The 21,585-nt window shown below is 65.3% G+C and carries 22 protein-coding genes and 1 pseudogene; 11 read left to right on the forward strand and 12 right to left on the reverse strand.

Annotated elements, in window-relative coordinates; genetic code table 11:
* Positions 1–20: 20 nt before the first annotated feature.
* The 3 genes and pseudogenes from H4I97_RS13725 to H4I97_RS13735 all read right to left on the reverse strand — a co-directional run bounded on the left by H4I97_RS13725 (position 21) and on the right by H4I97_RS13735 (position 1,471).
* Positions 21–472, reverse strand: a pseudogene (locus H4I97_RS13725) (c-type cytochrome).
* Between the two features lie 164 nt (positions 473–636).
* Complete coding sequence (locus tag H4I97_RS13730) at positions 637–915, reverse strand: cytochrome C oxidase subunit IV family protein (protein WP_182305224.1); 279 nt, start codon at positions 913–915, stop codon at positions 637–639.
* Between the two features lie 4 nt (positions 916–919).
* Positions 920–1,471: a cytochrome c oxidase subunit 3 gene (locus tag H4I97_RS13735; RefSeq protein ID WP_244658652.1), complete on the reverse strand. Its 552-nt coding sequence runs from the start codon at positions 1,469–1,471 to the stop codon at positions 920–922.
* 125 nt (positions 1,472–1,596) lie between these two features.
* On the opposite strand from H4I97_RS13735, the gene H4I97_RS13740 reads away from it, so the two are divergent.
* The 3 genes from H4I97_RS13740 to H4I97_RS13750 are packed head-to-tail and all read left to right on the forward strand — an operon-like array spanning position 1,597 to position 2,906.
* Complete coding sequence (locus tag H4I97_RS13740) at positions 1,597–1,752, forward strand: hypothetical protein (RefSeq protein WP_182305225.1); 156 nt, start codon at positions 1,597–1,599, stop codon at positions 1,750–1,752.
* Between the two features lie 10 nt (positions 1,753–1,762).
* Complete coding sequence (locus tag H4I97_RS13745) at positions 1,763–2,209, forward strand: hemerythrin domain-containing protein (RefSeq protein ID WP_182305226.1); 447 nt, start codon at positions 1,763–1,765, stop codon at positions 2,207–2,209.
* A gap of 10 nt (positions 2,210–2,219) precedes the next feature.
* Entirely contained in the window at positions 2,220–2,906 is a 687-nt protein-coding gene (locus H4I97_RS13750; protein ID WP_182305227.1) for an NnrU family protein, read from the forward strand.
* Between the two features lie 3 nt (positions 2,907–2,909).
* On the opposite strand, the gene H4I97_RS13755 is transcribed toward H4I97_RS13750, so the two are convergent.
* Together H4I97_RS13755 and H4I97_RS13760 are read right to left on the reverse strand one after the other, a co-directional pair.
* Complete coding sequence (locus H4I97_RS13755; protein WP_182305228.1) at positions 2,910–3,482, reverse strand: UbiX family flavin prenyltransferase; 573 nt, start codon at positions 3,480–3,482, stop codon at positions 2,910–2,912.
* Positions 3,479–4,987, reverse strand: a complete 1,509-nt coding sequence (locus H4I97_RS13760; protein WP_182305229.1) for a UbiD family decarboxylase — start codon at positions 4,985–4,987, stop codon at positions 3,479–3,481. The genes H4I97_RS13755 and H4I97_RS13760 overlap by 4 nt, the downstream gene beginning before the upstream one ends.
* 105 nt (positions 4,988–5,092) lie before the next feature.
* Between H4I97_RS13760 and ubiT the strand changes: the two genes are divergently transcribed.
* Genes ubiT through H4I97_RS13780 form a run of 4 tightly spaced genes read left to right on the forward strand, consistent with a single transcriptional unit; the run spans position 5,093 to position 7,932 of the window.
* A complete protein-coding gene (gene ubiT, locus H4I97_RS13765; protein WP_182307651.1) occupies positions 5,093–5,602 on the forward strand; it encodes a ubiquinone anaerobic biosynthesis accessory factor UbiT in 510 nt (169 codons plus the stop codon).
* Complete coding sequence (gene ubiU / locus H4I97_RS13770; protein WP_182305230.1) at positions 5,593–6,570, forward strand: ubiquinone anaerobic biosynthesis protein UbiU; 978 nt, start codon at positions 5,593–5,595, stop codon at positions 6,568–6,570. Before ubiT ends, ubiU begins: the two co-directional genes overlap by 10 nt.
* A gap of 13 nt (positions 6,571–6,583) precedes the next feature.
* Positions 6,584–7,519 carry a ubiquinone anaerobic biosynthesis protein UbiV gene (gene ubiV / locus H4I97_RS13775; RefSeq protein WP_182307652.1) on the forward strand — a complete coding sequence of 312 codons (936 nt, stop codon included), beginning with the start codon at positions 6,584–6,586 and terminating at the stop codon, positions 7,517–7,519.
* Positions 7,516–7,932 (forward strand): hypothetical protein, encoded by a 417-nt coding sequence (locus H4I97_RS13780; protein ID WP_182305231.1) that lies wholly within the window; start codon positions 7,516–7,518, stop codon positions 7,930–7,932. The genes ubiV and H4I97_RS13780 overlap by 4 nt, the downstream gene beginning before the upstream one ends.
* 68 nt (positions 7,933–8,000) lie before the next feature.
* Here H4I97_RS13780 and H4I97_RS13785 read toward each other — a convergent pair whose 3' ends face one another.
* The 3 genes from H4I97_RS13785 to H4I97_RS13795 form a co-directional block, all read right to left on the reverse strand.
* Positions 8,001–9,323: a TRAP transporter large permease gene (locus H4I97_RS13785; RefSeq protein ID WP_182305232.1), complete on the reverse strand. Its 1,323-nt coding sequence runs from the start codon at positions 9,321–9,323 to the stop codon at positions 8,001–8,003.
* Between the two features lie 3 nt (positions 9,324–9,326).
* Entirely contained in the window at positions 9,327–9,968 is a 642-nt protein-coding gene (locus H4I97_RS24560) for a TRAP transporter small permease (protein WP_182305233.1), read from the reverse strand.
* A 229-nt stretch (positions 9,969–10,197) separates the two neighbouring features.
* On the reverse strand, positions 10,198–11,205 hold the full coding sequence (locus tag H4I97_RS13795; protein ID WP_182307653.1) for a TRAP transporter substrate-binding protein: 1,008 nt from the start codon (positions 11,203–11,205) through the stop codon (positions 10,198–10,200).
* 312 nt (positions 11,206–11,517) lie between these two features.
* On the opposite strand from H4I97_RS13795, the gene H4I97_RS13800 reads away from it, so the two are divergent.
* From H4I97_RS13800 to H4I97_RS13810, 3 genes are all read left to right on the forward strand, one after another.
* On the forward strand, positions 11,518–11,880 hold the full coding sequence (locus tag H4I97_RS13800; RefSeq protein WP_210297078.1) for an SHOCT domain-containing protein: 363 nt from the start codon (positions 11,518–11,520) through the stop codon (positions 11,878–11,880).
* 179 nt (positions 11,881–12,059) lie between these two features.
* Positions 12,060–14,042, forward strand: a complete 1,983-nt coding sequence (locus H4I97_RS13805) for a PAS domain-containing sensor histidine kinase (protein WP_210297079.1) — start codon at positions 12,060–12,062, stop codon at positions 14,040–14,042.
* Positions 14,039–14,674 carry a response regulator transcription factor gene (locus H4I97_RS13810; protein WP_182305234.1) on the forward strand — a complete coding sequence of 212 codons (636 nt, stop codon included), beginning with the start codon at positions 14,039–14,041 and terminating at the stop codon, positions 14,672–14,674. Before H4I97_RS13805 ends, H4I97_RS13810 begins: the two co-directional genes overlap by 4 nt.
* Positions 14,675–14,687: 13 nt before the next feature.
* Here the strand turns inward: H4I97_RS13810 and H4I97_RS13815 are convergent, their stop codons facing one another.
* From H4I97_RS13815 to H4I97_RS13830, 4 genes are read right to left on the reverse strand one after another with little or no spacing between them, the layout of a single operon-like run.
* Positions 14,688–15,767 (reverse strand): lipocalin-like domain-containing protein, encoded by a 1,080-nt coding sequence (locus H4I97_RS13815; protein ID WP_182305235.1) that lies wholly within the window; start codon positions 15,765–15,767, stop codon positions 14,688–14,690.
* Complete coding sequence (locus H4I97_RS13820; protein WP_182307656.1) at positions 15,757–18,165, reverse strand: ABC transporter permease; 2,409 nt, start codon at positions 18,163–18,165, stop codon at positions 15,757–15,759. Before H4I97_RS13820 ends, H4I97_RS13815 begins: the two co-directional genes overlap by 11 nt.
* Positions 18,165–18,821, reverse strand: coding sequence for an ABC transporter ATP-binding protein (locus H4I97_RS13825; protein WP_182305236.1), 657 nt, complete (start codon positions 18,819–18,821; stop codon positions 18,165–18,167). Before H4I97_RS13825 ends, H4I97_RS13820 begins: the two co-directional genes overlap by 1 nt.
* Positions 18,822–18,866: 45 nt before the next feature.
* A complete protein-coding gene (locus H4I97_RS13830) occupies positions 18,867–19,901 on the reverse strand; it encodes a hypothetical protein (RefSeq protein WP_182305237.1) in 1,035 nt (344 codons plus the stop codon).
* Positions 19,902–20,087: 186 nt separating this feature from the next.
* On the opposite strand from H4I97_RS13830, the gene H4I97_RS13835 reads away from it, so the two are divergent.
* Positions 20,088–21,581: a ribose-phosphate diphosphokinase gene (locus H4I97_RS13835; RefSeq protein WP_244658653.1), complete on the forward strand. Its 1,494-nt coding sequence runs from the start codon at positions 20,088–20,090 to the stop codon at positions 21,579–21,581.
* Positions 21,582–21,585 lie beyond the last annotated feature (4 nt).

The following is a 21,585-nucleotide window of genomic DNA, read 5'->3' on the forward strand; positions in this document are numbered from 1 at the left end:
TTTCTCCTTGTCGCTCGCTCTCAACCCGCGTCGTTCGGCGGCCAGTTCTGCGTCTTGATCTTGCTCGTCCATTCGAGGAAGTCGGCGAGATCATCGAGCTCCTGTTCCGTCAGGTTGAACTGCGGCATCTGGCGGCGCCCCTCGATGCCGGAGGGCTGGGCGGCCATCCACGCCTTGAGGGTGTCACGCGCGGCGGCGGGATCTGTATCGCCCCCCAGCGCTTCCAGACATTGCCGAGCTCCGGCGCGAAATAGGCGCCTTCGCCGAGCAGCGTGTGGCAGTTGATGCAGGAATTCTTCTCCCAGACGTGCTTGCCGCGGGCGACACCGTCGGTCAGCGTCGTCTCGTCCGTGGAGGTCGTTCTCATGTAATAGTGGCTGTGGGCCGTCAGGCCCACGAAGATCGTGAAGAAGAAGATGGAGCCGCCATAAAAGACGTTGCGGGCCCCGGTCTTGGTTAGGCGCTCTGCCATCCCATGGTCCTTTCCTAGTCCAGGCGGGCGCGTGGGCGCACCGGCGTGGGTTGTCCCCCGTCCCTTGCAGCGGCGCTGGGAGCGCGCACGCTGGGCGGGACCAGCCTCTTCTAGAGCTTCCCTCGATCCGTTCTTTGCGTTTTGGCAAAGATCAGAACGGAGGCTCAGCCGGCGAGTACCGCCGAGAGAGCAATCTTGCCGATGCCGGCAAGCGCGAAGGCGACCGGCCAGGCGATGAGGGCGATGCGCAGGGCCGGTGACGCGTTGCCGAGCCCCATGAAATCGATGATGACGAAGCGCGCCTTCAGGACCGCGAGCACGAGGATTGCCGCTCCTGCGGCAGGCACCGCGGCACCCCATGCCGCAAGCACCACGCCGGAAAGCGCCAGCGCGATCAGGATCGCGTAGGCGAGATTGAGCTGTCTTGCAGTTCCATGGGCCATGGCATCACACCAGATAGAAGAGCGGGAAAAGGACGATCCAGACGAGGTCGATCACGTGCCAGAGCGTTGTGATGAGCGCGACGTTGCTCCGCGTCGGCCGCCAGGCAACAAGCGCAAGCACGCCGGAGCCGAAGACGACGTGCAACAGATGAAAGCCTGTCACGAGAAAATAGAGCTCGAAGAAAGCGCCGAAGCTTTCGTCGCCGGCGATGCCGATCTCGCCACTGTACTCGAAGAGCTTCACAGCAAGGAAGATGAGGCCGAACAGAGCGGCCAGCAGAAGCCCGCGACGGGTTTCGCGGAGCGAAGCGCCCGGCCGTGCTGCGAGCGCAGCCTGCCAGCCGCTCGTCAGCAGGACGAGCGTGTTGAGAGCGGCAAGCCCGGGTCGCAGATGCGCCTGCGCGGCCGAGAAGGCCTGCGGGTCGAGAAGCGAGGCAATCAGAAAGGCACCGATCAGGATGCCGAATGCGACGAGCTCGCTCCAGGCGAGAATCCACAGGAGGAGTGTGTCGCCCTCCTCGCTCTCCGCGAACGTCGTTACGGTCATATCGGCCATGGCAAAGGCACCCCGTTCCGTTTCGGTTGCCTCTCTTTAGAGGATAGGACGCATGCTTCTTTGCGAAATCACAAAGAACGAGACGGCAGGCGGCCTAGGATTGCGGACGAACAGGAGAATTCCCCATGACCGACGCCCACATCGGCCTTTCCGTGGCCACCCCCGTCATCGTTGCGTTCGCCCTCATGCTCTATCGCATGGGCGTCCTGCAGCGCACCGGCACGATCTCGGCCGTACTCGCCTCGGTGGCGATCGCTGCCGTGCTCTTCATCGACCGATAGGAGAACGGCGATGACGCCCGCAAACGCCAGGACCGAGGCTATCCGCCACAACCATGAAGAACTGCTGGACCTCTGCGGCCAGCTGGAGACCATCGCCGACTCGCTGCCCTTCGAGCTCGACCATGAACTCTGCCGAGAGGTCGCAGACCGGATCGTTCCCGTGCTCACCCGTACCCAGACCGTGGAAGAACTGGTGCTCTACCCGTTCCTGGAGGAGAGCGCCGGCTCCTGCTTTTCCGCGATGACGATTGACAGGCTGAAGGGCGAACACATGTGCGACAGGATCGCCGCCGAGGAGGTTGCGCTCACCCTGGAGGCAGTGCTCGACAATCGCTGCGGGCTGACCTTCGAGACAGTCGGCTACATGCTGCGCGGCTTCTTCGAATGCCTGCGCCGGCACGTCGCCGCGGAACGAAGCCTTATCGAAATGTTTGGCACGCCCGACAGCGTCATGTAAGCTCGCGGCCATGACCGAATTCCTGATCGCCTTCGCCGTGTTCCTTGCGTTGCATTCGGTTCCGGCGATCCCGGCCATCCGCGGGCAGCTCATCGCCGCGCTCGGCCGGCGGCTTTATCTCGGCCTGTATTCGCTCGCCTCGATCGTTGCGATTGCCTGGCTGTTCTATGCAGCGCTCCGGATGGATTACGTCGAGCTGTGGGAACCCGCACCCTGGCAGGCGATAGTGACACTGGTCGCCGCACCCGTCGGTGTGTTCTTCGTGCTGGCCGGGCTCTTCTCCGGCAATCCCTATTCGATCACGCTGCGCAGCTCCGAGGCGCCGACAGGCGCGATCGTCGCCGTCACTCGCCACCCCGTACTCTGGGGCTTCAGCTTCTGGGCGCTCGGGCACCTCGTGCCGAACGGCGACCTGCGCTCACTCCTGCTCTTCGGCGGACTGGCGCTCTTTTCCTTCGGCGGCTTCTTCATGCTCGACCGTCGCGCGCGCCGGCGGCTCCCCGGCGACTGGAAGACCGAGACGGCCGCGGCCCCGCTCATTCCCTTTGCAGCGATACTTACCGGACGGGCATCGTTCAGGATCGACCGGGAGATAATCGCGGCATTCATGCTGACGGCAATCATCACCCTCTGGCTGCTCGCCGGCGGGCATGTCTTCCTCTTCGGTGCCGATCCTCTTCTGCTCGCCGGCTCGTGACGTTCAGCCCTCCCATTCGCGCGCAAGCGGCGGGATCGGCAGGCCGAGGAGATCGATCGCACGGGCAGCGATATGATCGACGATCGCGTCTACGCTTTCGGGCCTGTGATAGAAGGCCGGAACCGGCGGCATGACGATCGCGCCCATCTCGGCGACGGAACACATGTTGCGCAGGTGACCGAGATGAAGCGGCGTTTCCCGCGCAAGCAGGATCAGCCGGCGGCGTTCCTTGAGGTGGACATCGGCGGCACGCACGAGAAGGTTGTCGGCGATGCCTGTCGCGATCGCCGCAAGCGTGCGCATGGAGCAGGGCGCGACGATCATGCCCGCTGTGCGGAAGGAGCCGCTGGCGATCGTGGCGCCCACGTCGCGGATCGGGTGGTTCTCGGTCGCCATCGCCAGCAGGCGGCCGAGCGCGCCGGGGCCGCATTCGTGGGACAGGGTCCGCCGCGCCGCCTCAGAAACGACGAGGTGGGTCTCGACATCCTCGACCTCCTGCAGCCGCTCCAGGATGCGGAGCGGAATGGCGGCACCCGAAGCACCGGAGACACCGAGTACGATCCGCATCCGGCTCATGGCGCCTCTCCGATCCCGAGGTCCGCCCAGAGCGCGTCGACCTTCGCCGTGACCTCCGGCGACATCTTCAGCACCCGGCCCCATTCGCGTTCGCTCTCCGCGCCGATCTTCGTCGTGGCATCGAGCCCGAGCTTGCCGCCAAGGCCGGGTTTCGGCGAGGCGAAGTCGAGATAATCGATCGGCGTGTCGGCGATCACGGTGACGTCGCGGCTCGCATCGAAGCGGGTCGACAGCGCCCAGACGATATCGGGCCAGCTGCGCACATTGATATCCGGGTCGACCGCGATGATGAGCTTCGTGTAGCTGAATTGCGGCAACATCGACCACAGTCCCATCATCACCCGCCGCGCCTGCCCGGGATAACGCTTGTCGATTGCCACCACCATGGCGCGGTAGGAGCATGCCTCCGGCGGCAGCCAGAGATCGGCAATCTCCGGAAACTGGCGTTTGACGAGCGGCAGGAAGATCTCGCTCATCGCATCGCCGAGCACGGACGGCTCGTCGGGCGGTCGGCCGGTATAGGTCGAGAGATAGACCGGGTTGCGGCGCGTGGTGATCGCCGAAAGGGTCATGACCGGGAAGCGCTCGACGCTGTTGTAATAGCCGGTATGGTCGCCGTAAGGCCCCTCCTCCGCCGTCTCGCTTGCGGACACCGTGCCTTCGAGCACAATCTCGGCATTGGCCGGGACGGAGAGCGGGACGGTCACGGCGGGGGCGAGTTCGGACCGCCGGCCCTTCAGGAGGCCCGCAAAATTCATCTCGCTCATGCCCTCCGGCAGCGGCATGACGGCGGCGAGGATCGTCGCCGGATCGGCACCGATCGCGACCGTGACCGGCATATCCTGCCCGAGCTTCTGCCACATGCGATGGTGGCGGGCGCCGCCGCGATGGGCGAGCCAGCGCATGATCAGGCGTTGCCCGTCGAGGACCTGCATGCGGTAGATGCCGACATTGACGTCGGTCGGATCGTCCGGCGCCCGGGTAATGACGAGCGGCCAGGTGACGAGCGGCGCCGGCTCGCCCGGCCAGCACCACTGGACCGGCAGGCGCCCGAGATTGATCTCCTCCCCCCGCCAGACGACGTCCTGCACCGGCGGACGGCTGACGTTGCGCGGACGCATGGACAGCGCGGCCCTCAGGAGCGGCAGCTTGCCCCAGGCATCGCGCATGGATTTCGGAGGACGCGGATCGCGCAGGTCTGCGAGCATGTCGGCCAGCCGCGGCAGGCCGCCGTTCTCCAGCCCGAAGCCCCATTCGATTCGCTCCCGGGTGCCGAAAAGATTCGCAAGAAGCGGGACATCGCAAACCTTGCCAGCCGCATCGACGGGTTTTTCGAAGAGCAGCGCGGGGCCGCCGGCCTCCAGCGTCCGTCGATGGATTTCGGTGATCTCGTGAACGAGCGACACAGGCCTTTCCACCCGCTTCAGGCGGCCGCGGCGCTCGAGTTCGCCCACAAAATGCTGGAGATCGGAGAAACGGCGGATGGCCGGAGGAGCTTGGGTCATCCCGCCTCTGTGACCGAGGAAAACCTGCATGTCTTTGCGCTGGCTCAAATGACCGCACCCTCGATGCCGTTAGCATGGCGCGACCTCCCCTTTCGAAAGGTGCTCCTGATGCGTGTTCCGCCTGCCCTCGCCGATCCACTTGGCGTCATTCCGGTGTTCATGATCGAACGTGCGGCGAGACTGGCCTTCACCCGTGTCCTGAAAGCCCATCCAGGTCTCTTCGAGAGGCTCGGCGACTATCGCCAGAAGCGCTACGGCTTCGTGCCGGACGACCTGCCGATCGGCTTTCTCGTCGAGCCCTCCCGCCTCTCGCTCACCGTCGTGCGCAAGCCGAAGCTGCCGGATGCCGACGCCGCCGTCCAGGGACCGCTCTTTGTGCTTCTGGCGCTGCTCGAAGGTCGCTGCGACGCGGACGCGCTGTTCTTCTCCCGCGACCTGACCGTCACCGGTGACATGGAGGCGATGCTGGCCCTCAGAAACGCACTCGACGACAGCAATATCGACTTGCCGAAGGATATCGGTCGGGCTTCCGGCCCCTTTGCGCCGCTCGTCAGCAGGACGCTCTCCTATGTCCGCTCCCGCGCGCTTACCGGGGAGGCCGGCCAATGGAACTGATCTGCCCGGCGGGAACGCCCGCCGCCTTCCGCGAGGCGGTCAACGCCGGCGCGGACGCCGTCTATTGCGGCTTCCGGGACGAGACCAACGCCCGCAATTTTCCCGGCCTTAACTTCACGCCCGCAGAACTCGGCGAGGCGATCACCTTCGCCAAACGCAAGGGCGTCATGACCTTCGTGGCGCTCAATACCTTCATGCGGGCCGGCGCCGAAGACATTTGGTACAAGGCGGCCGACGAGGCCATCCGGCTCGGCGCCGATGCGCTGATCCTCGCCGATTTCGGCCTCATGGCCTACGTCGCGGAAAAGCACCCCGATCAGCGCCTGCATGTCTCGGTGCAGGCCTCCGCCTCCAACGCCGACGCTATCAACTTCCTGGTCGACGCCTTCAACGCGAAACGCGTGGTGCTGCCGCGCACGCTGACGATTGCCGACATCGCCCGGCTGGCGCCGCAGATCCGCTGCGAGATCGAAGTCTTCGTCTTCGGCGGCCTCTGCGTCATGGCCGAGGGACGGTGCTCGCTCTCCTCCTATGCCACCGGCAAGTCGCCGAATATGAACGGCGTGTGCTCGCCGGCAAGTCACGTGCGCTACCGCCAGGACGGCGCCGACCTCGTCTCCGAGCTCGGCGAATATACGATCAACCGCTTCCCGGCCGGCGAGGCCGCGGGCTATCCGACGCTCTGCAAGGGGCGTTTCGAAACGGGCGGCGACAGTGGTTACGCCTTCGAGGACCCGGTCTCGCTCGACGTCATGGATCACCTCGACGCACTTCGGGCGGCGGGCGTCTGCGCGCTCAAGGTCGAGGGGCGGCAACGCGGCAAGGCCTATGTCGCCGAGGTGGTCTCGACCTTACGCCAGGCGCTTTCGGCCGATGCGGCGGCACGGCCGGCGTTGCTCTCCCGCCTCAGGCTCCTCAGCGAAGGCCAGAAGACGACGTCCGGCGCCTACGAAAAGCGCTGGAGATAACAAGGACATGACCATGGTTTCAGCCAATCCGGCACTGGTGCTCGGGCCCGTTCTCTATCTCTGGGACGGCCCCAAGTGGCGCGACTTCTATTTCCGCATCGCCGACGAGGCACCCGTCGGCGAGGTGGTGATCGGCGAGACGGTCTGCTCGAAGCGCCTGCATTTCACCGAGCCACATCTCGCCGAGGTGGTGGAGCGGCTGGAGGCGGCGGGCAAGTCCGTCCGGCTCTCGACGCTGGCGCTGGTGACGATCGAGCGCGAGGCGCAGCACGTCCGCAATCTCATCCGCGACAGCGCGCATGTCGTCGAGGCGAACGACCTTTCGGCGCTCGGACTCCTGGCCGGCAAGCGGCACACGGTCGGGCCGCTGATCAACGTCTACAACGCCGCAACGGCAAAGCTTCTCGCCGGCCGCGGGGCGAGTTCGATCTGCCTGCCGCCGGAACTTTCGATGGCGTCCGTTGCCGAGATCACGGCGGGCGCTCCCGGTATCGCCTTCGAAGTCTTCGCCTTCGGCCGCATTCCGCTGGCGATCTCCGCACGCTGTGCGCATGCGCGTGCCAAGGGCCAGATCAAGGACAACTGCCAGTTCGTCTGCGGCGAGGAGCCGGACGGAATGCCTGTCCGCACGCTCGACCGGCAGTCCTTCCTGGCGCTCAACGGTGTCCAGACCGTCTCCCACACCTGCCAGGCCCTGGTCGGCGAACTGCCGGACCTCGTCGCCGCCGGCGTTTCACGCTTCCGCCTCTCGCCGCAGGACTGCGACATGGCGGCGATCGCGCGGGTCTACGAGGACGCGCTCGCCGAACGGATCGATGCGGAGGAGGCGGTCGCCCGGATCGGGGCAATCTATCCCGACGTGCCGCTCTCAAACGGCTTCCATCACGCGCGGGAGGGGGCCGCCTGGGTCGCACGGGCCCGCAACACAGCCCACGGAGCGCAGGCATGACGCGGGACACGTTGACCGTCATCGACAACGCCTCGCCCACCGCGGGGCACCGACGCGGTCTTCGCGAGGCGATCGGCCAGGTGCGCACGGTGGTCATGAACACGGCGCTCGATTGCGCCTGCCGCGAGAAGGTGGAAAGCGCACTGACGCGAATGGAACAGATGGAACGGAGAAAGGAGCAGAAACGTCTGCTCACCGCCGCCCATGACCAGCAACACAAGATCGCGGCTTTGCTCGGCCTGCTCTACGACTTCGACACGATCACCGGGGCCGATCCGGACCCGAGCCTGCTCGCCGAAGCGAGCCTGCTCTTCGACGATATCGCGGCCGCCGCCGCAGACGGCGCCGCCCGCTTGCGCGAACTTCTGAACGCTGAAGACGGCATCGCCCCGCCGGCAAGCGGCGAGGCGTAACAGGGAACCGTATCTCCCGGATGCTCCACCGGGCGAACGAACGTCCGCCCGGTGGTCGGAAATTCTCGTTACATGCCGAGGAAACGCGGCAGGAAGAGCGAGATTTCCGGGATGTAGGTCACCGCGAGCAGGAAGGCCAGCATGGTGAGCAGCCAGGGCATGACGGCAACCGTCAGCTCGGTGATGCCCATCTTGGTTATGCCGGAGGCCACGTAGAGGTTGAGGCCAACGGGCGGGTGGCACATGCCGACTTCCATGTTGACCACGATCATGATGCCGAAATGCACCGGATCGATACCGAGACGCACGGCGACCGGGAAGAGGATCGGCGCCATGATCAGCACGATCGATGACGGCTCCATGAAGTTGCCGGCGGCGAGCAGCAGGATGTTGACGGCGATCAGGAACATCCACCAGTTCAGGCCCGAGTTCACCATCCACTCGCCGAGCGCCTGCGGAATGTTCTCGTGCGTCATGAGGAACGAGAACAGCACGGCGTTGGTGATGATGTAGAGCAGCATCGCCGACATGTTGGCGGAGGACAGCAGCACCCGCGGAATGTCCGAGAGCTTCAGGTCCTTGTAGACGAAGACGGCGATGAAGAAGGCGTAGACGGCGCTCATCGCCGCGGCTTCGGTCGGGGTGAAGACACCGGTGTAGATGCCACCGATGACGATGATGATCAGCAGCAGGCCCCAGACGGCCTTGCGGAACGTCTGCCAGCGTTCGAGCCAGCTCGCCTTCGGCAGCCGCGGGTAGTCGTTCTTGTAGGCGCGGTACCAGGTGGTGGCCGCCAGCAGCGAGGCGAGAATGATGCCCGGGATCACACCGGCCATGAAGAGTTCGCCGACCGATGCCGCCGAGACCACCTGGCCGTCGGGACCGGTGGCCTGCATGCCCGAGGTCGCAACCGAATACATGACCATGACGATCGACGGCGGGATCAGGATGCCGAGCGCGCCGGATGTGGTGATGACGCCGGCGCCGAACTGCTTCGGGAAGCCCTGGCGGGTCATCGCCGGCAGGATCACCGAACCGATCGCCACGACGGTCGCAGGCGAGGAGCCGGAAACCGCCGCGAACAGCGCGCAGGCGATGACGCCCGCGAGCCCGAGCCCGCCATACCAGTGCCCCACCATGGAGGTCGCGAAATTGATCATGCGGCGGGCCACGCCGCCATGGGTCAGGAAGTTGCCGGCGAGGATGAAGAAGGGGATCGCCATGATCTCGAACTTCTCGATGCCGGTGAAGAGCTTCAGGGCCACGGTATCGATCGGCACCGCCGTCATCGTGAACAGGAAGGCAAGCACGGTGAGGCCGAGCGCGATCGAGATCGGCATGCCGGTCAGCATGAGGGCGACCAGCCCTCCGAAAATGATTGTCGCGTTCATGGCTCAGTGATCCTTCGCAGTCAGCGGGCTCGCGGCAATGGCCTCTGCCTCTTCGTCCATCCCGTCCACGTGTCCGTGGTCGTGGTGGGGCAGCTCGCCGGTGCGGCTGAAATTCCAGGCGACCTGCAGGAAACGGAAGCACATCAGCGAGGAGCCGAGCGGGATCGCGAGATAGACGAGCCACATCGGCAGTTCGAGATCCGGCGAGATCGAATCCGTATGGTACATGTGGTAGACGAAGTTCGCGCCGAGCGTCGCGATGACGCCGGTGAAGAAGGCGCCGGCGAGAAGGCCGAACAGGATCATCCGGGCGCGGTTCTTCGCCTGCATGCGGTTGATCACGACGTCGATACCGACGTGGATGCCGGTGCGCACGCCGTAGGCGGCGCCAAACTTCGCCATCCAGACGAAGAGGATGATGCAGAGCTCCTGCGCCCAGACGAGATTGACGGAGCGAAGGCCGAAATAGAGCGAGCGCGAGAAGCCCATCAGCCAGGGCATATCCAGGCTTCGGGACAGACTGACCGCGTCGGCGAGCAGTCCGAGGGAGTAGCGGTGAACGACGGCGACGAAGATGATCACGGTCGCCGCGGCAATCAGCGTGGCGATCAGGATCTCCTCGAGCCTGTCAAGTATGCGAAGCATGAAAGGGACCTCCTCGGTCGCATCGGCTGGACCCATGTGCGCCCGCTCGTCGGTGCCGGTGGAACCGGAACATCGAACTGTCGGCGGATTGCTGGGCCGTGCCGGTCACGCCCGCTTGCCGATACCCCGAGAGGCCGGACCGGCGCGGGCCGATTGTCCGAAACGAGAGCCGCACCGCTCCGTCTTAAGGAGCGGGGCGATGCGGCTTCAACTGTCGCTGAAACGTGCCTTACTTGGCGACGCCGGCTTCCTGCTGCACCTGCTTGATGAGGTCGGCGCCGATACGGTCAGCCATCTCGTCGTGAACCGGCAGCAGCGCCTTGTGCCAGGCAGCGAGTTCGTCGGCGGTAAGCTCGTGGAACTCCGTGGTGCCGGCGGCCTTCATCGCTTCCAGCGCCTTTTCGTTCTCTTCCTTGGCGATGCCGTTCGCATATTCGGTCGCTTCGGCCATTGCCTTGTCGAGGTTGCCGCGGACGTCGGCCGGCAGTTCGTCCCAGAACTTCTTGTTCACGATCACCGCATAGCCGAGGTAGCCGTGGTTGGAGAGCGTCGCGTGCTTCTGCACCTCATGCATCTTCTGCGTATACATGTTGGACGGCGGGTTTTCGGTACCGTCCACGACACCGGTCTGCAGCGCCTGGTAGACTTCGGAGAAGGCCATAACCTGCGGAACGGCACCGAGGGCGTTCATTTCGGCTTCAAGGACCTTCGAGGACTGGATGCGCATCTTGAGGCCGAGGAAGTCGTCAGGCGTCTTCAACGGGCTGTTCGCGCTCATGATCTTGAACCCGTTGTCCCAGAAGGCGAGACCCTGGATACCCTTGGCGCTCAGCTTGTCGAGCAGGCTCTTGCCGACCGGACCGTACGTTACCTTGTGCAGGCTGTCATAGCCGGAGAAGATGTAAGGGAGGTCGAAAACTTCAAATTCCTTGATGCCCAGCGGGCCGAACTTGGCAAGCGACGGCGCGAGCATCTGCACGGCGCCCAGCTGCAGCGCTTCGAGTTCTTCCTTGTCCTTGTAGAGCTGCGAGTTCGGATAGACCTCGACCTTCACGGCACCGTTCGTGTACTTCTCGGCGAGTTCCTTGAACTTGTCGGCACCCTTGCCCTTCGGCGTGTCGGGCGCGACGACATGCGAGAAACGGATGACGATCGGATCGGCAGCGGCGGCACCGGATGCGGCGAGCGCAAAGGCGGAAACGGAAAGCGAGACTGCAGCGGCAGTCCGCAGGAACATACGACGATCGAACATTGGATATCTCCTCCTGATATGCTCCGGGCCCACGCGAGAACAGTCCCCCCGCGTTCCACCACCCGGACTGTCGCTTTCTTAGGCCGTCGTGAAATGTGGCGCTATTGTGGATTTCCACATCACCGCGCCCGGACGAACCGGCGCCGTTGACACACGTTCAGTTCATTCGAGCACCCTGATTTTCACGTCCTGTCAATTACTTCGCACATTTGTCGCAGCAATCCGGCATTGCCGGACGATACTTTACGCGGTACTAATTGAGCCTGACGTGATTTTTCGCCAGCATGGGAGTCTCAGATGTACAGCAAGACTTTCGCCCGCACGGCGGCCATCGCCGCAATCTTCGCAGCATCGGCAATTCCGGCTCTCGCCCAGGCCGGATCCGACCCTCGGGACAGACCGTATTACTACGGTCATGGCATGATGTGGGGCGATCAATGGGGAGGTTTCGGCATGATATTCGGCCCGATCTTCATGATTCTCATCCTGGTGGCGATCGTCGTCGGGATCATCTATGCCCTCAAGTACATGGGAGCGATCAACCTGCCTTCGAACGCGTCCGGCAACGGCAAGGCGCTCGACCTTCTCAGGGACCGCTACGCCCGCGGCGAGATCGACCATCAGGAATTCGACGAACGCAAGAAACGGCTGATGGACTGACGGCAGGCCGACACCGCCGCCAATCCGCGCTCCGGCTGACCACCGGAGCCGGAACACTTGCTCGCCGCCGTTCCGACGCAGCGTGATGCCTGCTCCGGCGAGTGGATACCGACGCGCTTTTTTGTCGAAATCCGGCGGGTTTTGGCGTAGAAGTCGCCCGGGGAGGCATCAAAAGCGGCTTGACGATCTTCAGATCCAGCAGTGACGGACCGGATTCCGGTGACGGCGGCAGGCACGACCTGCTGCAGGTGATCCCGCTCGTCACCATCGTCGTGCTGACGGCGATGATCTCGCTGCTTCTCTGGGCCATCAACTACAATGAGAACGAACGGCTGCGCACCACCCTCATCTCGGATGCGCTCTGGGTCGAGCAGACGCTGCGCTTCCAGCTCTCGGTGGACGAGGATGCCATCGCGCGACTGGCGCTCGATCACGCCCATCACCAGATCGGCCTGCCGCAGTTCGGCGACCGCGCCCGCATTCACCTGCAGAACAATCCGGAAGTCCTGAGCATCGTCCTTTTTGATGCCGAAGGCCGGGCGGCCTTTTCCGTGCCGGAGGGCGCAGCCTACGGCGCGGACAAGACTTCACCACTACCCCACAAGACTGCCGCAGCCGCAAGCGTGAGGCCGATCTACGGACCGCTCACCAGGACCGCCGACGGCGATCTCGTGACCAGCATCTCGACGGCGCTCGGCGATGGCGGCAGCGTCTCGGCCGTCATATCGATCCGCTCTCTGATCGCACGCCAGATCCCCTGGTGGATCACCGAGAAATACGCCGTGCAGCTCGTCGACATCGACAATGCCGTGCTCGCGGAAAAGACCCGTGTCGAGCCGACCGATACGAGCCTCACCCACAAGATCAGCTTCGACCCGCCACTCGCAGGCGCATGGCTCGCGATATCGAGCTACCGGGTCGGCGGCAATCTCTCCAACAACCTTCTGGTCGCCGGCGTGTTGGGGCTGTCGCTCTTCGCCGTCTTCTCGCTTCTCGTCCTCTACCGCAACGGCCTCAAGCGCAAAGCCGCGGAAATGCGGCTGCGGTCGGAGATGGCCTTCCGGCGCTCGATGGAGGAAAGCCTGACCGTCGGGCTGCGTGCCCGCGACCACGAAGGCACGATCCTCTACGTCAACAACGCCTTTTGTCAGATGACCGGCTTCACCGCGGAGGAACTGACGGGGCGCAAGCCGCCAATGCCCTACTGGCACGAGGACCGCATCGCCGAGACACTCGCCCGCCACGAGGCTCTGAACAAGGGCGGGCTCAAGATCCAGAGCTTCGAGACCTGCTTCCGCCGCCGCGACGGCTCCGACCTCGAGGTGCAGGTCTTCGAGGCGCCGCTGATCGACGCGCATGGGCGGCATCGCGGCTGGATGGGCTCGATCATCGACATTTCCGACCAGAAGCGGGCCACAGAGATCGCCCGTGTCCAGTCGCAGAACCTGCAACGCACCGGCCGCCTCGTCACGCTCGGCGAGATGGCATCCTCGCTCGCCCACGAACTCAACCAGCCGCTGGCGGCGATCGCGAGCTATGCGGCAGGCTCGCTGAACCTCTTGCAGTCTCCGGATTGCGACCACCGGCAGGTGGTCGGGGCGCTCGAAAAACTCTCGCTCCAGACCGAGCGCGCCGGCCAGATCATCCGCCGCATCCAGGATTTCGTGCGCAAGCGTGACCCGAAGTTCCAGGATGTCGAGCTCGCCTCCGTCATCGTCGAGACGGCGTCCTTCCTCGAAGCCGATGCCAGCAACCGCCACGCGACGATAAAGGTCGTGGCGCCGAAGGGACTGGCGCCGGTGCGGGCGGACCGCATCCTGATGGAGCAGGTAATGATCAACCTGATGCGCAACGGCATCGAGGCGATGGCAGGGCCGCCGACGCGGCGCGTGCGGCTGGACGTCGAACTCCGCCAGGAGGATGATCACCAGATAATCGAGGTCCGGGACAGCGGGCCGGGCATTTCGCCGACGGTGGCCGGCCGTCTTTTCGAGCCCTTCGTCACCAGCAAGCAGGACGGCATGGGCATGGGCCTCAACATCTGCCGGACGATCATAGAACTCCATCACGGACGTCTGGAACACCGGCCGGGCCCGGCCGGCGGCACCGTGTTCTCGATCGTCCTGCCGGTGCCGCAACCCGAAAGGGCCGCGGCCGAATGATTACAGCGAAGCCCTTCCTGAAGGATGCAGCCGTCTATCTCGTCGACGACGACCCGGCGATCCGCGATTCTCTCGCCTTCCTGTTGATGTCCCGGCAGATGCGCGCCATTCCGCTCGAAAGCGGCGAGGCGCTGCTTGCCGCACTGCCGCTCGAACCTTTTTCCTGCATCATCCTCGACATGCGCATGGGCGGGCTGTCGGGGCTCGAGACCTTCAACCGGCTGAAGGCCGCCGGCTGCGAGGCGCCCGTGGTCTTCCTCACCGGGCACGGCGACGTGCCGGTCGCCGTCGAGGCGCTGAAGACCGGCGCTGCCGATTTCATCGAGAAGCCGTTCAACGACAACCAGCTCGTCAACACCGTCATCGCCTGCCTCGAGAAACGCTTCGGCAAGATGGCGGAGAGCCGCCAGCGGGCGATCATCGAACAGCAGCTGCAGCAGCTCTCGACACGCGAGCTCGATGTGCTGAAACTGCTGATGGCCGGCATGCTGAACAAGCAGATCGCGGATGCGCTTTCCATTTCGATGCGCACCGTCGAGGTCCACCGCGCCCGTATACTCGCCAAGATGCAGGCCCGGAATGCCGTGGAACTCGCCGCAAACCTCGCCTCGCACGGGATCGAGCTCGCCTGAATTGGGCCGGCGCCTACTTGTATCCGGTCATTTCGAGATAACCCTGCCCCTCGTGCGATCCCGAAAAGCGGATCGGCCCTTCCCAGTAGGGAAACGAGACGGCCATCCAGGCGTCGTCGTTCAGTGCTTCTGTCGTCACGTCGACGCCGTGGCCGGGAACTTCCACCCGCCAGCGAACCGGCAGGACGTGACCGGCCACCCTCGCGGTATCGAGCGGCGTGACCACGAGATCGGAGGGGCCGAGCGGTGTCGGCCGCCCGTCGGCGGAAATCCAGGTGCCGGACATGTAGCCCTGAGCATCGCCGCGCAGCCGGAAGGCCATCAGCTTCTCGCCGCTTTCGAGATGCAGGGAGAACCAGTCCCAGCCGGTCTGGCCGGCGGAGAGCGGCTGCGACGACCATTCCCTGTCGAGCCAGGCCTCGCCCGTGACGGCAACCTCGCCTTCGGGCAGGACCAGCGTGCCGCTGATCGTATAAAAGGGCTGAGAGTAATAGTAGCTCGCCTGCCCCTCTGCTGACTTGACCGAATAGCCGTGGTCCCCCTGCAGTACGAGCGGCCCCTTAGCCTCCAACTCCATCAAATAACGGAAATCCTTGCCCGAGGCGCCGAGGGCAAGCTTCGTCAGCGGGTCGGCGCCAGCGGCAAGTGCCTCCTCGCCCACGCGGCTTTCCATCTTCCACTCGTCGATCCACGCCGAAAACGGGTCCAGTGTCACGCCGGCCTGCCCGGTGCCGCCGCGGGCGAGGCGTTCGGCAACGAGGTGCAGTTCGGCAGACGTCACCGCCGCATGTCCCATCCAGATCTGCGAGGCATCCTTGCCGCCGGGCTCCAGCGCGGAACGAAACAGCGTCCATTGCAGTCCGAAGCTCCGCCCGTCGGCCGATTTCAGGTTCGCCGTCAGGTACCACCATTCGATCCGGTAGTCGGGGTGAGCGCCGTGATCGCGCGGGAAGGCCAGCGGCACGCCCCGCTCCGGTACGGCGAAGCCTTCCGCCTGCGTCCCGAGGCCGGCGAACCCCTGCGCCCGTGGTGATGCGGGCACCGCCGCGATGACCGAAAGCACCAGAAGAAGGAGATACGCCCTAACGTTCATTGGCGAAGACCTTGAGAAGATCGGCGGGTGTCACCCTTGCGAGCCGGCGCAATGGTAGCGCAACCGAAACGAGTGCCGCAAGTCCGGCGAAGAAGGCGAGGCGCAGCCAGTCGAGCGGGAAGAGGTGCATCGGCAGCCGCCAGCCGAAGGCGGCGACGTTGACGACCGAAAGCAGCACCCAGGCAAGGCCGATGCCGGTGGGGAGTGCCGCGACGAGCGTGAAGGCCGAAAGCAGCATGGTCCGCAGGAGTTCAAGCAGCACCAGACGCTTTCGCGTGAGGCCCATCGCCCAGACCGGCGCAATCTGCGCGAGGCGAATGCCGGAAAGCGTGGTGAGGCTCGCAAACATCGCCACGCCGGCCACGCCGAGTGTCAGCACGTTGAGTGCCGCCGTAACGGCAAAGGTACGCTCGAAGACCTGCAGCGAGCGCTGCTTGATCGTCGCCTGATCGAGCACATTCTGCGGCGGCAGGCCGAACTCGGTCCGCAAGGCATCGGCAAGCGCCGGTGCTTCGGCCGGCGGGAGCCTGAGGCCGAAGCGCAGCCGCGGCACATCCGGGTAGTGGGTGGTGAGCGCATCGATGCCGACGATCACCTGCCCGATCGGATTTCCGTAGTCAGAATAGATGCCGGCGACCGTGACCGTCCAGCCTCCCGGCAGGGCCAGCCGGTCGCCGGGCGCGATACCATGGCGGCGGGCGAGTTGCTCGTTGACCACCGCTGCGTTTCCGCGGGCAACGGCGTCCCATACCCCCTGAACGGATTCGATCAGTGGCCACTTTTCCCGGTAGGTCGCGTGATCGGCGACCCCGTAGATCTCCGCCGGCCCGCCCAGCACCTCGCCTTCGACGTGCCAGATCGGCAGCACGGCGTCGACGCGCGGCTCGAGCCAGTTGCGCAGCGCACGCGCCTCGTCTTCCGTCCGCGCGGTGACGTAGAGCTCGGAGGCAAGTCGCTGGTCGAGCCAGCCGGTGAAGGTGAGCCGGAAGCTCGCAACCATGGTGCCGACCCCGACATTGGCGGCAAGGGCCAGCAACAGCGCCATCAGCGCCAGCGAGAGCCGCGGCAGCTGCTGGCGGGTGTCGGCCCAGAACCATGAGGACACCGGCCCCGACGAAAGCCTCTCGAAAAGCGCAAGCAACGCCATCAGCAGCACCGGCAGGAAAAGTGCCGCGCCGAGCAGCAAGGCACCGAGTAGTCCGAAGCCGGCGACGAGGCCCTGTCCCCAGAGGCCAAGCACGAGTGCCACGGCAAACAGAGAAACGGCGGCGACCGCCTGTACCCGCAACCCCGCCTCCGAGGCGCGCGCCCATGCGCGTGGCTGAGCGGGGGCGAGAAGCGGCATCCGGGCGGCGCGCCAGAGATTCTGGCCGGCGGCGGCGAGCGTTCCGGCGACGGCGATCGCAAGCCCCGTCGCCCACCATTCCGGCCGCAGTTGCAGCGTCCCCGGCACGTCGGCGCCATAGAGGCCGCGAAGCGTCGCCGCCACGTCCGGCAGCAGTGCGGAGGCGACGACATAGCCGAGCGCGACGCCGGCGAGCCCGGCGACCAGCGAAAGGGTCGCCAGTTCGGCGACGAGCAGCGCCGTCAGGGCGTAAGCCGGAAGCCCGAGCGACCGCAGCGTGCGCAAGGTCGGCCGCCGCTGCTCGAAGGCAAGGCCGATCGCCGAATAGACGATAAACAGGCCGACGACGAAGGCCAGCATGCCGAAGGCGGTAAGGTTCAGATGGAAGCTGTCGGTGAGGCGGGCGAGATCGCCCTGCGCGTCGGGCTTTCGCAGCTCCAGATCCGGCGCAATAGCCGAGAGCGGCGCCCGCCCGAGCGGTTGCTCCTGAGCAACCACGAAGCGCGATATCGTCTCCATCTGCCCGAGAAGTCGTCGGGCGACGGCGATATCGGTGATCGCGGTTCCGGCCGGCAGATCCTCCGAGACCTCGACGGGAGGGAGACCTTCGCCGGCAACTTGCCCTGCCGTCTCGGGATTTGCGAAGAGGAGGCCGGGCGGCGTCAGGAAGCGACGCAGTGCCTCACCGCCGGTCACCTCCACCTGTCGCGCTTCGGAAGGCAATGTCAGCGGGTCGATGCCGATCAGGCGCAGGCGCAAGGTGCCCACCCGCAACTCGCCCTCGACCAACGGCGAGACGAGCCAGCCGCCGCGCCGCAAGGCCGCGAACCGCTCGCCGGCGATCGATCCTCCGTCCTTCGCCACGAGTTGTTCGAGCCGGTTCTGCCCGAGCATGGCGGCAGCCCGGCCATAGCTCGCCCGCGCCTCGGCATTGATTGCCTGCACGCCGGACCAGAGTGCGGTTGCGAGTGCTAGCCCGGCGAAGAGCATGAAAAATTGCAGCGGCTGGCGCCGCCAGTGGGAAAGGAGTGCGCCGAGCCCCGCGAGCCACATCATGCGATCCGCCCGGCCTTGAGATGCACGCGACGATCGAGCTGCGCGGCGAGCCGCTCGGAATGGGTCACCATCAGGAGAGCGGCTCCGGTCTCGGCGACCAGCGTCAGCATCAGGGCCAGCACGGCATCGCCCGTCGGCTCGTCGAGGTTGCCGGTCGGCTCGTCGGCGAGAACCAGCTTCGGGCGCGCGGCAAGTGTCCGGCCGATCGCGACCCGCTGCTGCTGGCCGCCGGAAAGCTGCTCGGGATAGCGCCGCGCGAGACCGCCAAGGCCGAGCCTTTCCGTCAGCTCCACCTGCCATCGCGGATCATGCCGGCCGGCGAGCCGCGCATGAAAGGCGAGGTTCGCCTCGACATCGAGGGAGGGAATGAGGTTGAACTGCTGGAAGACGAGCCCGACGGTGCCCCGCCGCAAAGCCGCCCGTCCCGCGTCGTCGAGGGTCGCAATCTCCTGACCTGCGACCTCGACCACGCCGGAATCGGCCTTGTCGAGGCCGGCAGCCAGATGAAGGAGGGTCGACTTGCCACTGCCCGATTCCCCGGTAAGCGCCAGTGTGCTTCCGGCATCGAGCGAGAGAGCGACCTCGTGAAGGATTTCGAGCGGCCCCTCGGCCGTCATATAGGACTTGCTGACCTTGCGCAGTCGAAGCAGCATCACGTCTCCCCTGTTCCGCGCGGAGCAGGTCCGGCGCGGCATCCATTACATACCGCGGATGGAGACGGCCGCCAGTTCCCGCTTGGCGAGAAAATGTCCTGCCAACGCAATGTAGCGGTCGGTCTTGCGTTCCCAGGCGGAGCGGTTCGTCGCAGATCCATAGACGAGGTGGCCGAGCGCCATGCGGGCGCGCATCGTGGCGCGGAAGGCGGAATAGAACTGATAGAGCTCCGGCGCGACCGAGTCATTTAAGGCCGCTCCGAGACGTGCGGAAAGCGCCTCGCCGATCTCCGGTACGCCGAGGAAGGCGCACTCCATGCCCAGAAATGCGATCTCGTCGAAAGGATCGACGAGGCGGAGCCGATAGCTGAACTCCAGGCAGTCGATGATGACGATCGGCTCAGTCAGGCAGACATGTTCCGGACGAAGGTCACCATGCCCCTCGACGAAACGGCCGTCGGCCACCCGCGCCTCGAGCAGCGGCCGGAGCACATGCAGGCATTCGTCGAGGCGGTTCAGCACATGCCGGATCGCCTCTGTGTCGACATCGAATTCCCGATGACAGAGCACCTGCCGGTTCTGCGCCTGCTGACTCTCAAAACACTGCACATGCTCCTGCGGGGAAAGCAGCGAACGCTCCGCCTTGCGGTAGAAATCCGCAAGCACCCGCGTCAATCTGTCGGCCGTCACCCCGTCCGCACCGCCGGCAGCGAGCACCGCGCTCAGCATGTTTTCGGCCGGCAGACGGCGCATCCGGACGAGCCAGTCGACCGCCTCGCCGGGTCCTCCGAGCGCAAGGGATCCATCCGCCCGGCGAACCAGCGCGACGGTGCCGAGATAGACGTCGGGCGCAAGCCGGCGGTTCAGGCGCACTTCTTCGCGGCAATTGTGTTCACGCGCATCGAGCGTCGTGAAGTCGACGAAGGGAAAATGCACCGGCTTCTTGATCTTGTAGACCTCGTCACCGACGAGAAAGACCCAGGACATATGGGTTTCTACCGCCTTCACCTCACCCGCCGCGTCGCCATAGGTCGCGGGATTTCGGAGCGCGTCGAGCTTCTCTTCGATCGTAACCGGCATGAGACCTATGGCTTCCGTTCATGAAGGCATCATAATATGCGAAGGATTAGACAGGGATGCCTTGACGCGTGTCAACGTGCGTCTTGCGGAAGGCTGCGTGTCGTCTTTTGATACCGATCAAGACGGAGGCCCTGCAGACGTGACAAGGCTCAAGGCCGACGCTCACGCATCCAATGCGAGGTTATCATGACGGTGCTTGCCCAACTCGACCCCGGCCTGAAGCAGTTCTTCGACCGCATCGACAGCGCGCCCAGTCCGCGCGACGAGGTGCTCGCGACGCTTCTCGATGTATGGAAGGACAAGCGCGCGGACCTGATCGCCCCGCCGGTTGCAGCGCTCGAACCCGCAGCACAGGCGAGCCCGCAGGCGGCCTTCATCTTTCGCCGGGCAAAGACGGCCGAGCGTGACTACGTGCTTCACGCAGGCGCCGACGCCGTCCGCCCGCTGATCGGCGAGGAGGGCGACACACGGTTGCTGTCGGATGCGGCCTTCCCACGCGGAAGCGTGCGCCTGCGCATGCTCTTCGAATTCGTCTGCCGGACAGGAGAACCGATCTCCGCCACCTTCACAACGCATGCCGCGGACGGCGGCCGCATCGTTGCCGAGCTCGTCGTCACCCCCCTCTCCGGCGACGGCCGATCGATCGACGCGGTATTCGGCGGCGTGCTGTTGCGTCCCGTCGCCGCGGCTGCCTCCGGCCCGGCCAAATCCGCCGCCGCAACCGCTCCCCTCATCTTCTCCTTCGCCCGCGACGTCGAGTTCGGCGGCAAGGTCGCACGCGCGATGGGACTTGAACTGAGCCTGCTCGAAGAGCGGGAATTCGAGGACGGTGAGCACAAGGCGCGACCGCTCGAAAGCGTGCGCGGCCGTGACGCCTTCGTCATCGCGAGCCTCAACGGCGGCGGCGGCCATTCTGCCAATGACCGGCTCTGCCGGCTGCTCTTCTTCATCGCGACGCTGAAGACCAACGGCGCGAAGAGCGTAACCGCCGTCACACCCTATCTCTGCTATCTCCGGAAGGACCGACAGACCAAGCCGCGCGATCCGCTCACCGGCCGCTACGTCGCCGAACTCATCGAGGCCATGGGCGCGGACCGCGTGATCACGATCGAGGCTCACAATGTCGCGGCCTACCAGTCGTCCTTCCGCATTCCGACGCTGCACCTTGAGGCCTATGACGTTTTCGCCCGTCGTACCGCGGAAAAGGTCGGCACCACCGAGGTCACCGTCGTCTCGCCTGATCTCGGCGGCGGCAAGCGCGCCGACAGCTTCCGCGAACGGCTGGAGAAGCAGCTCGGGCGACCGGTCGGCAAGGCCTTCATGGAGAAGCAGCGGAGCGCCGGCGTCGTTTCCGGCGACCTTTTCGCCGGCGATGTGAAGGACCGCGTGGCGATCATCATCGACGATCTCATCAGTTCCGGCGGAACGATGGTCAGGGTGGCCGAGGCCTGCATGGCGCGTGGTGCGAAGGAAGTTCGGCTGATCGCGACGCATGCGCTGTTTTCACAAGGAGCGGAAGAACGTCTCGCCAGGGCACCGATCGCGGAACTGCTGATCACCGACACCGTGCAGGTCGATGCCGCCGCCTCACCGCTCGGCGAACGGCTGGCAACCGTCTCGGTCGCGGAGACCTTCGCGGCGGCGATCACGCGCTGCCATCAGGTACCTTCCGGCAACTGATCGC

Origin of the sequence: Ciceribacter thiooxidans (assembly GCF_014126615.1) — a bacterium.
Classification (GTDB): Bacteria; Pseudomonadota; Alphaproteobacteria; order Rhizobiales; family Rhizobiaceae; genus Allorhizobium; species Allorhizobium thiooxidans.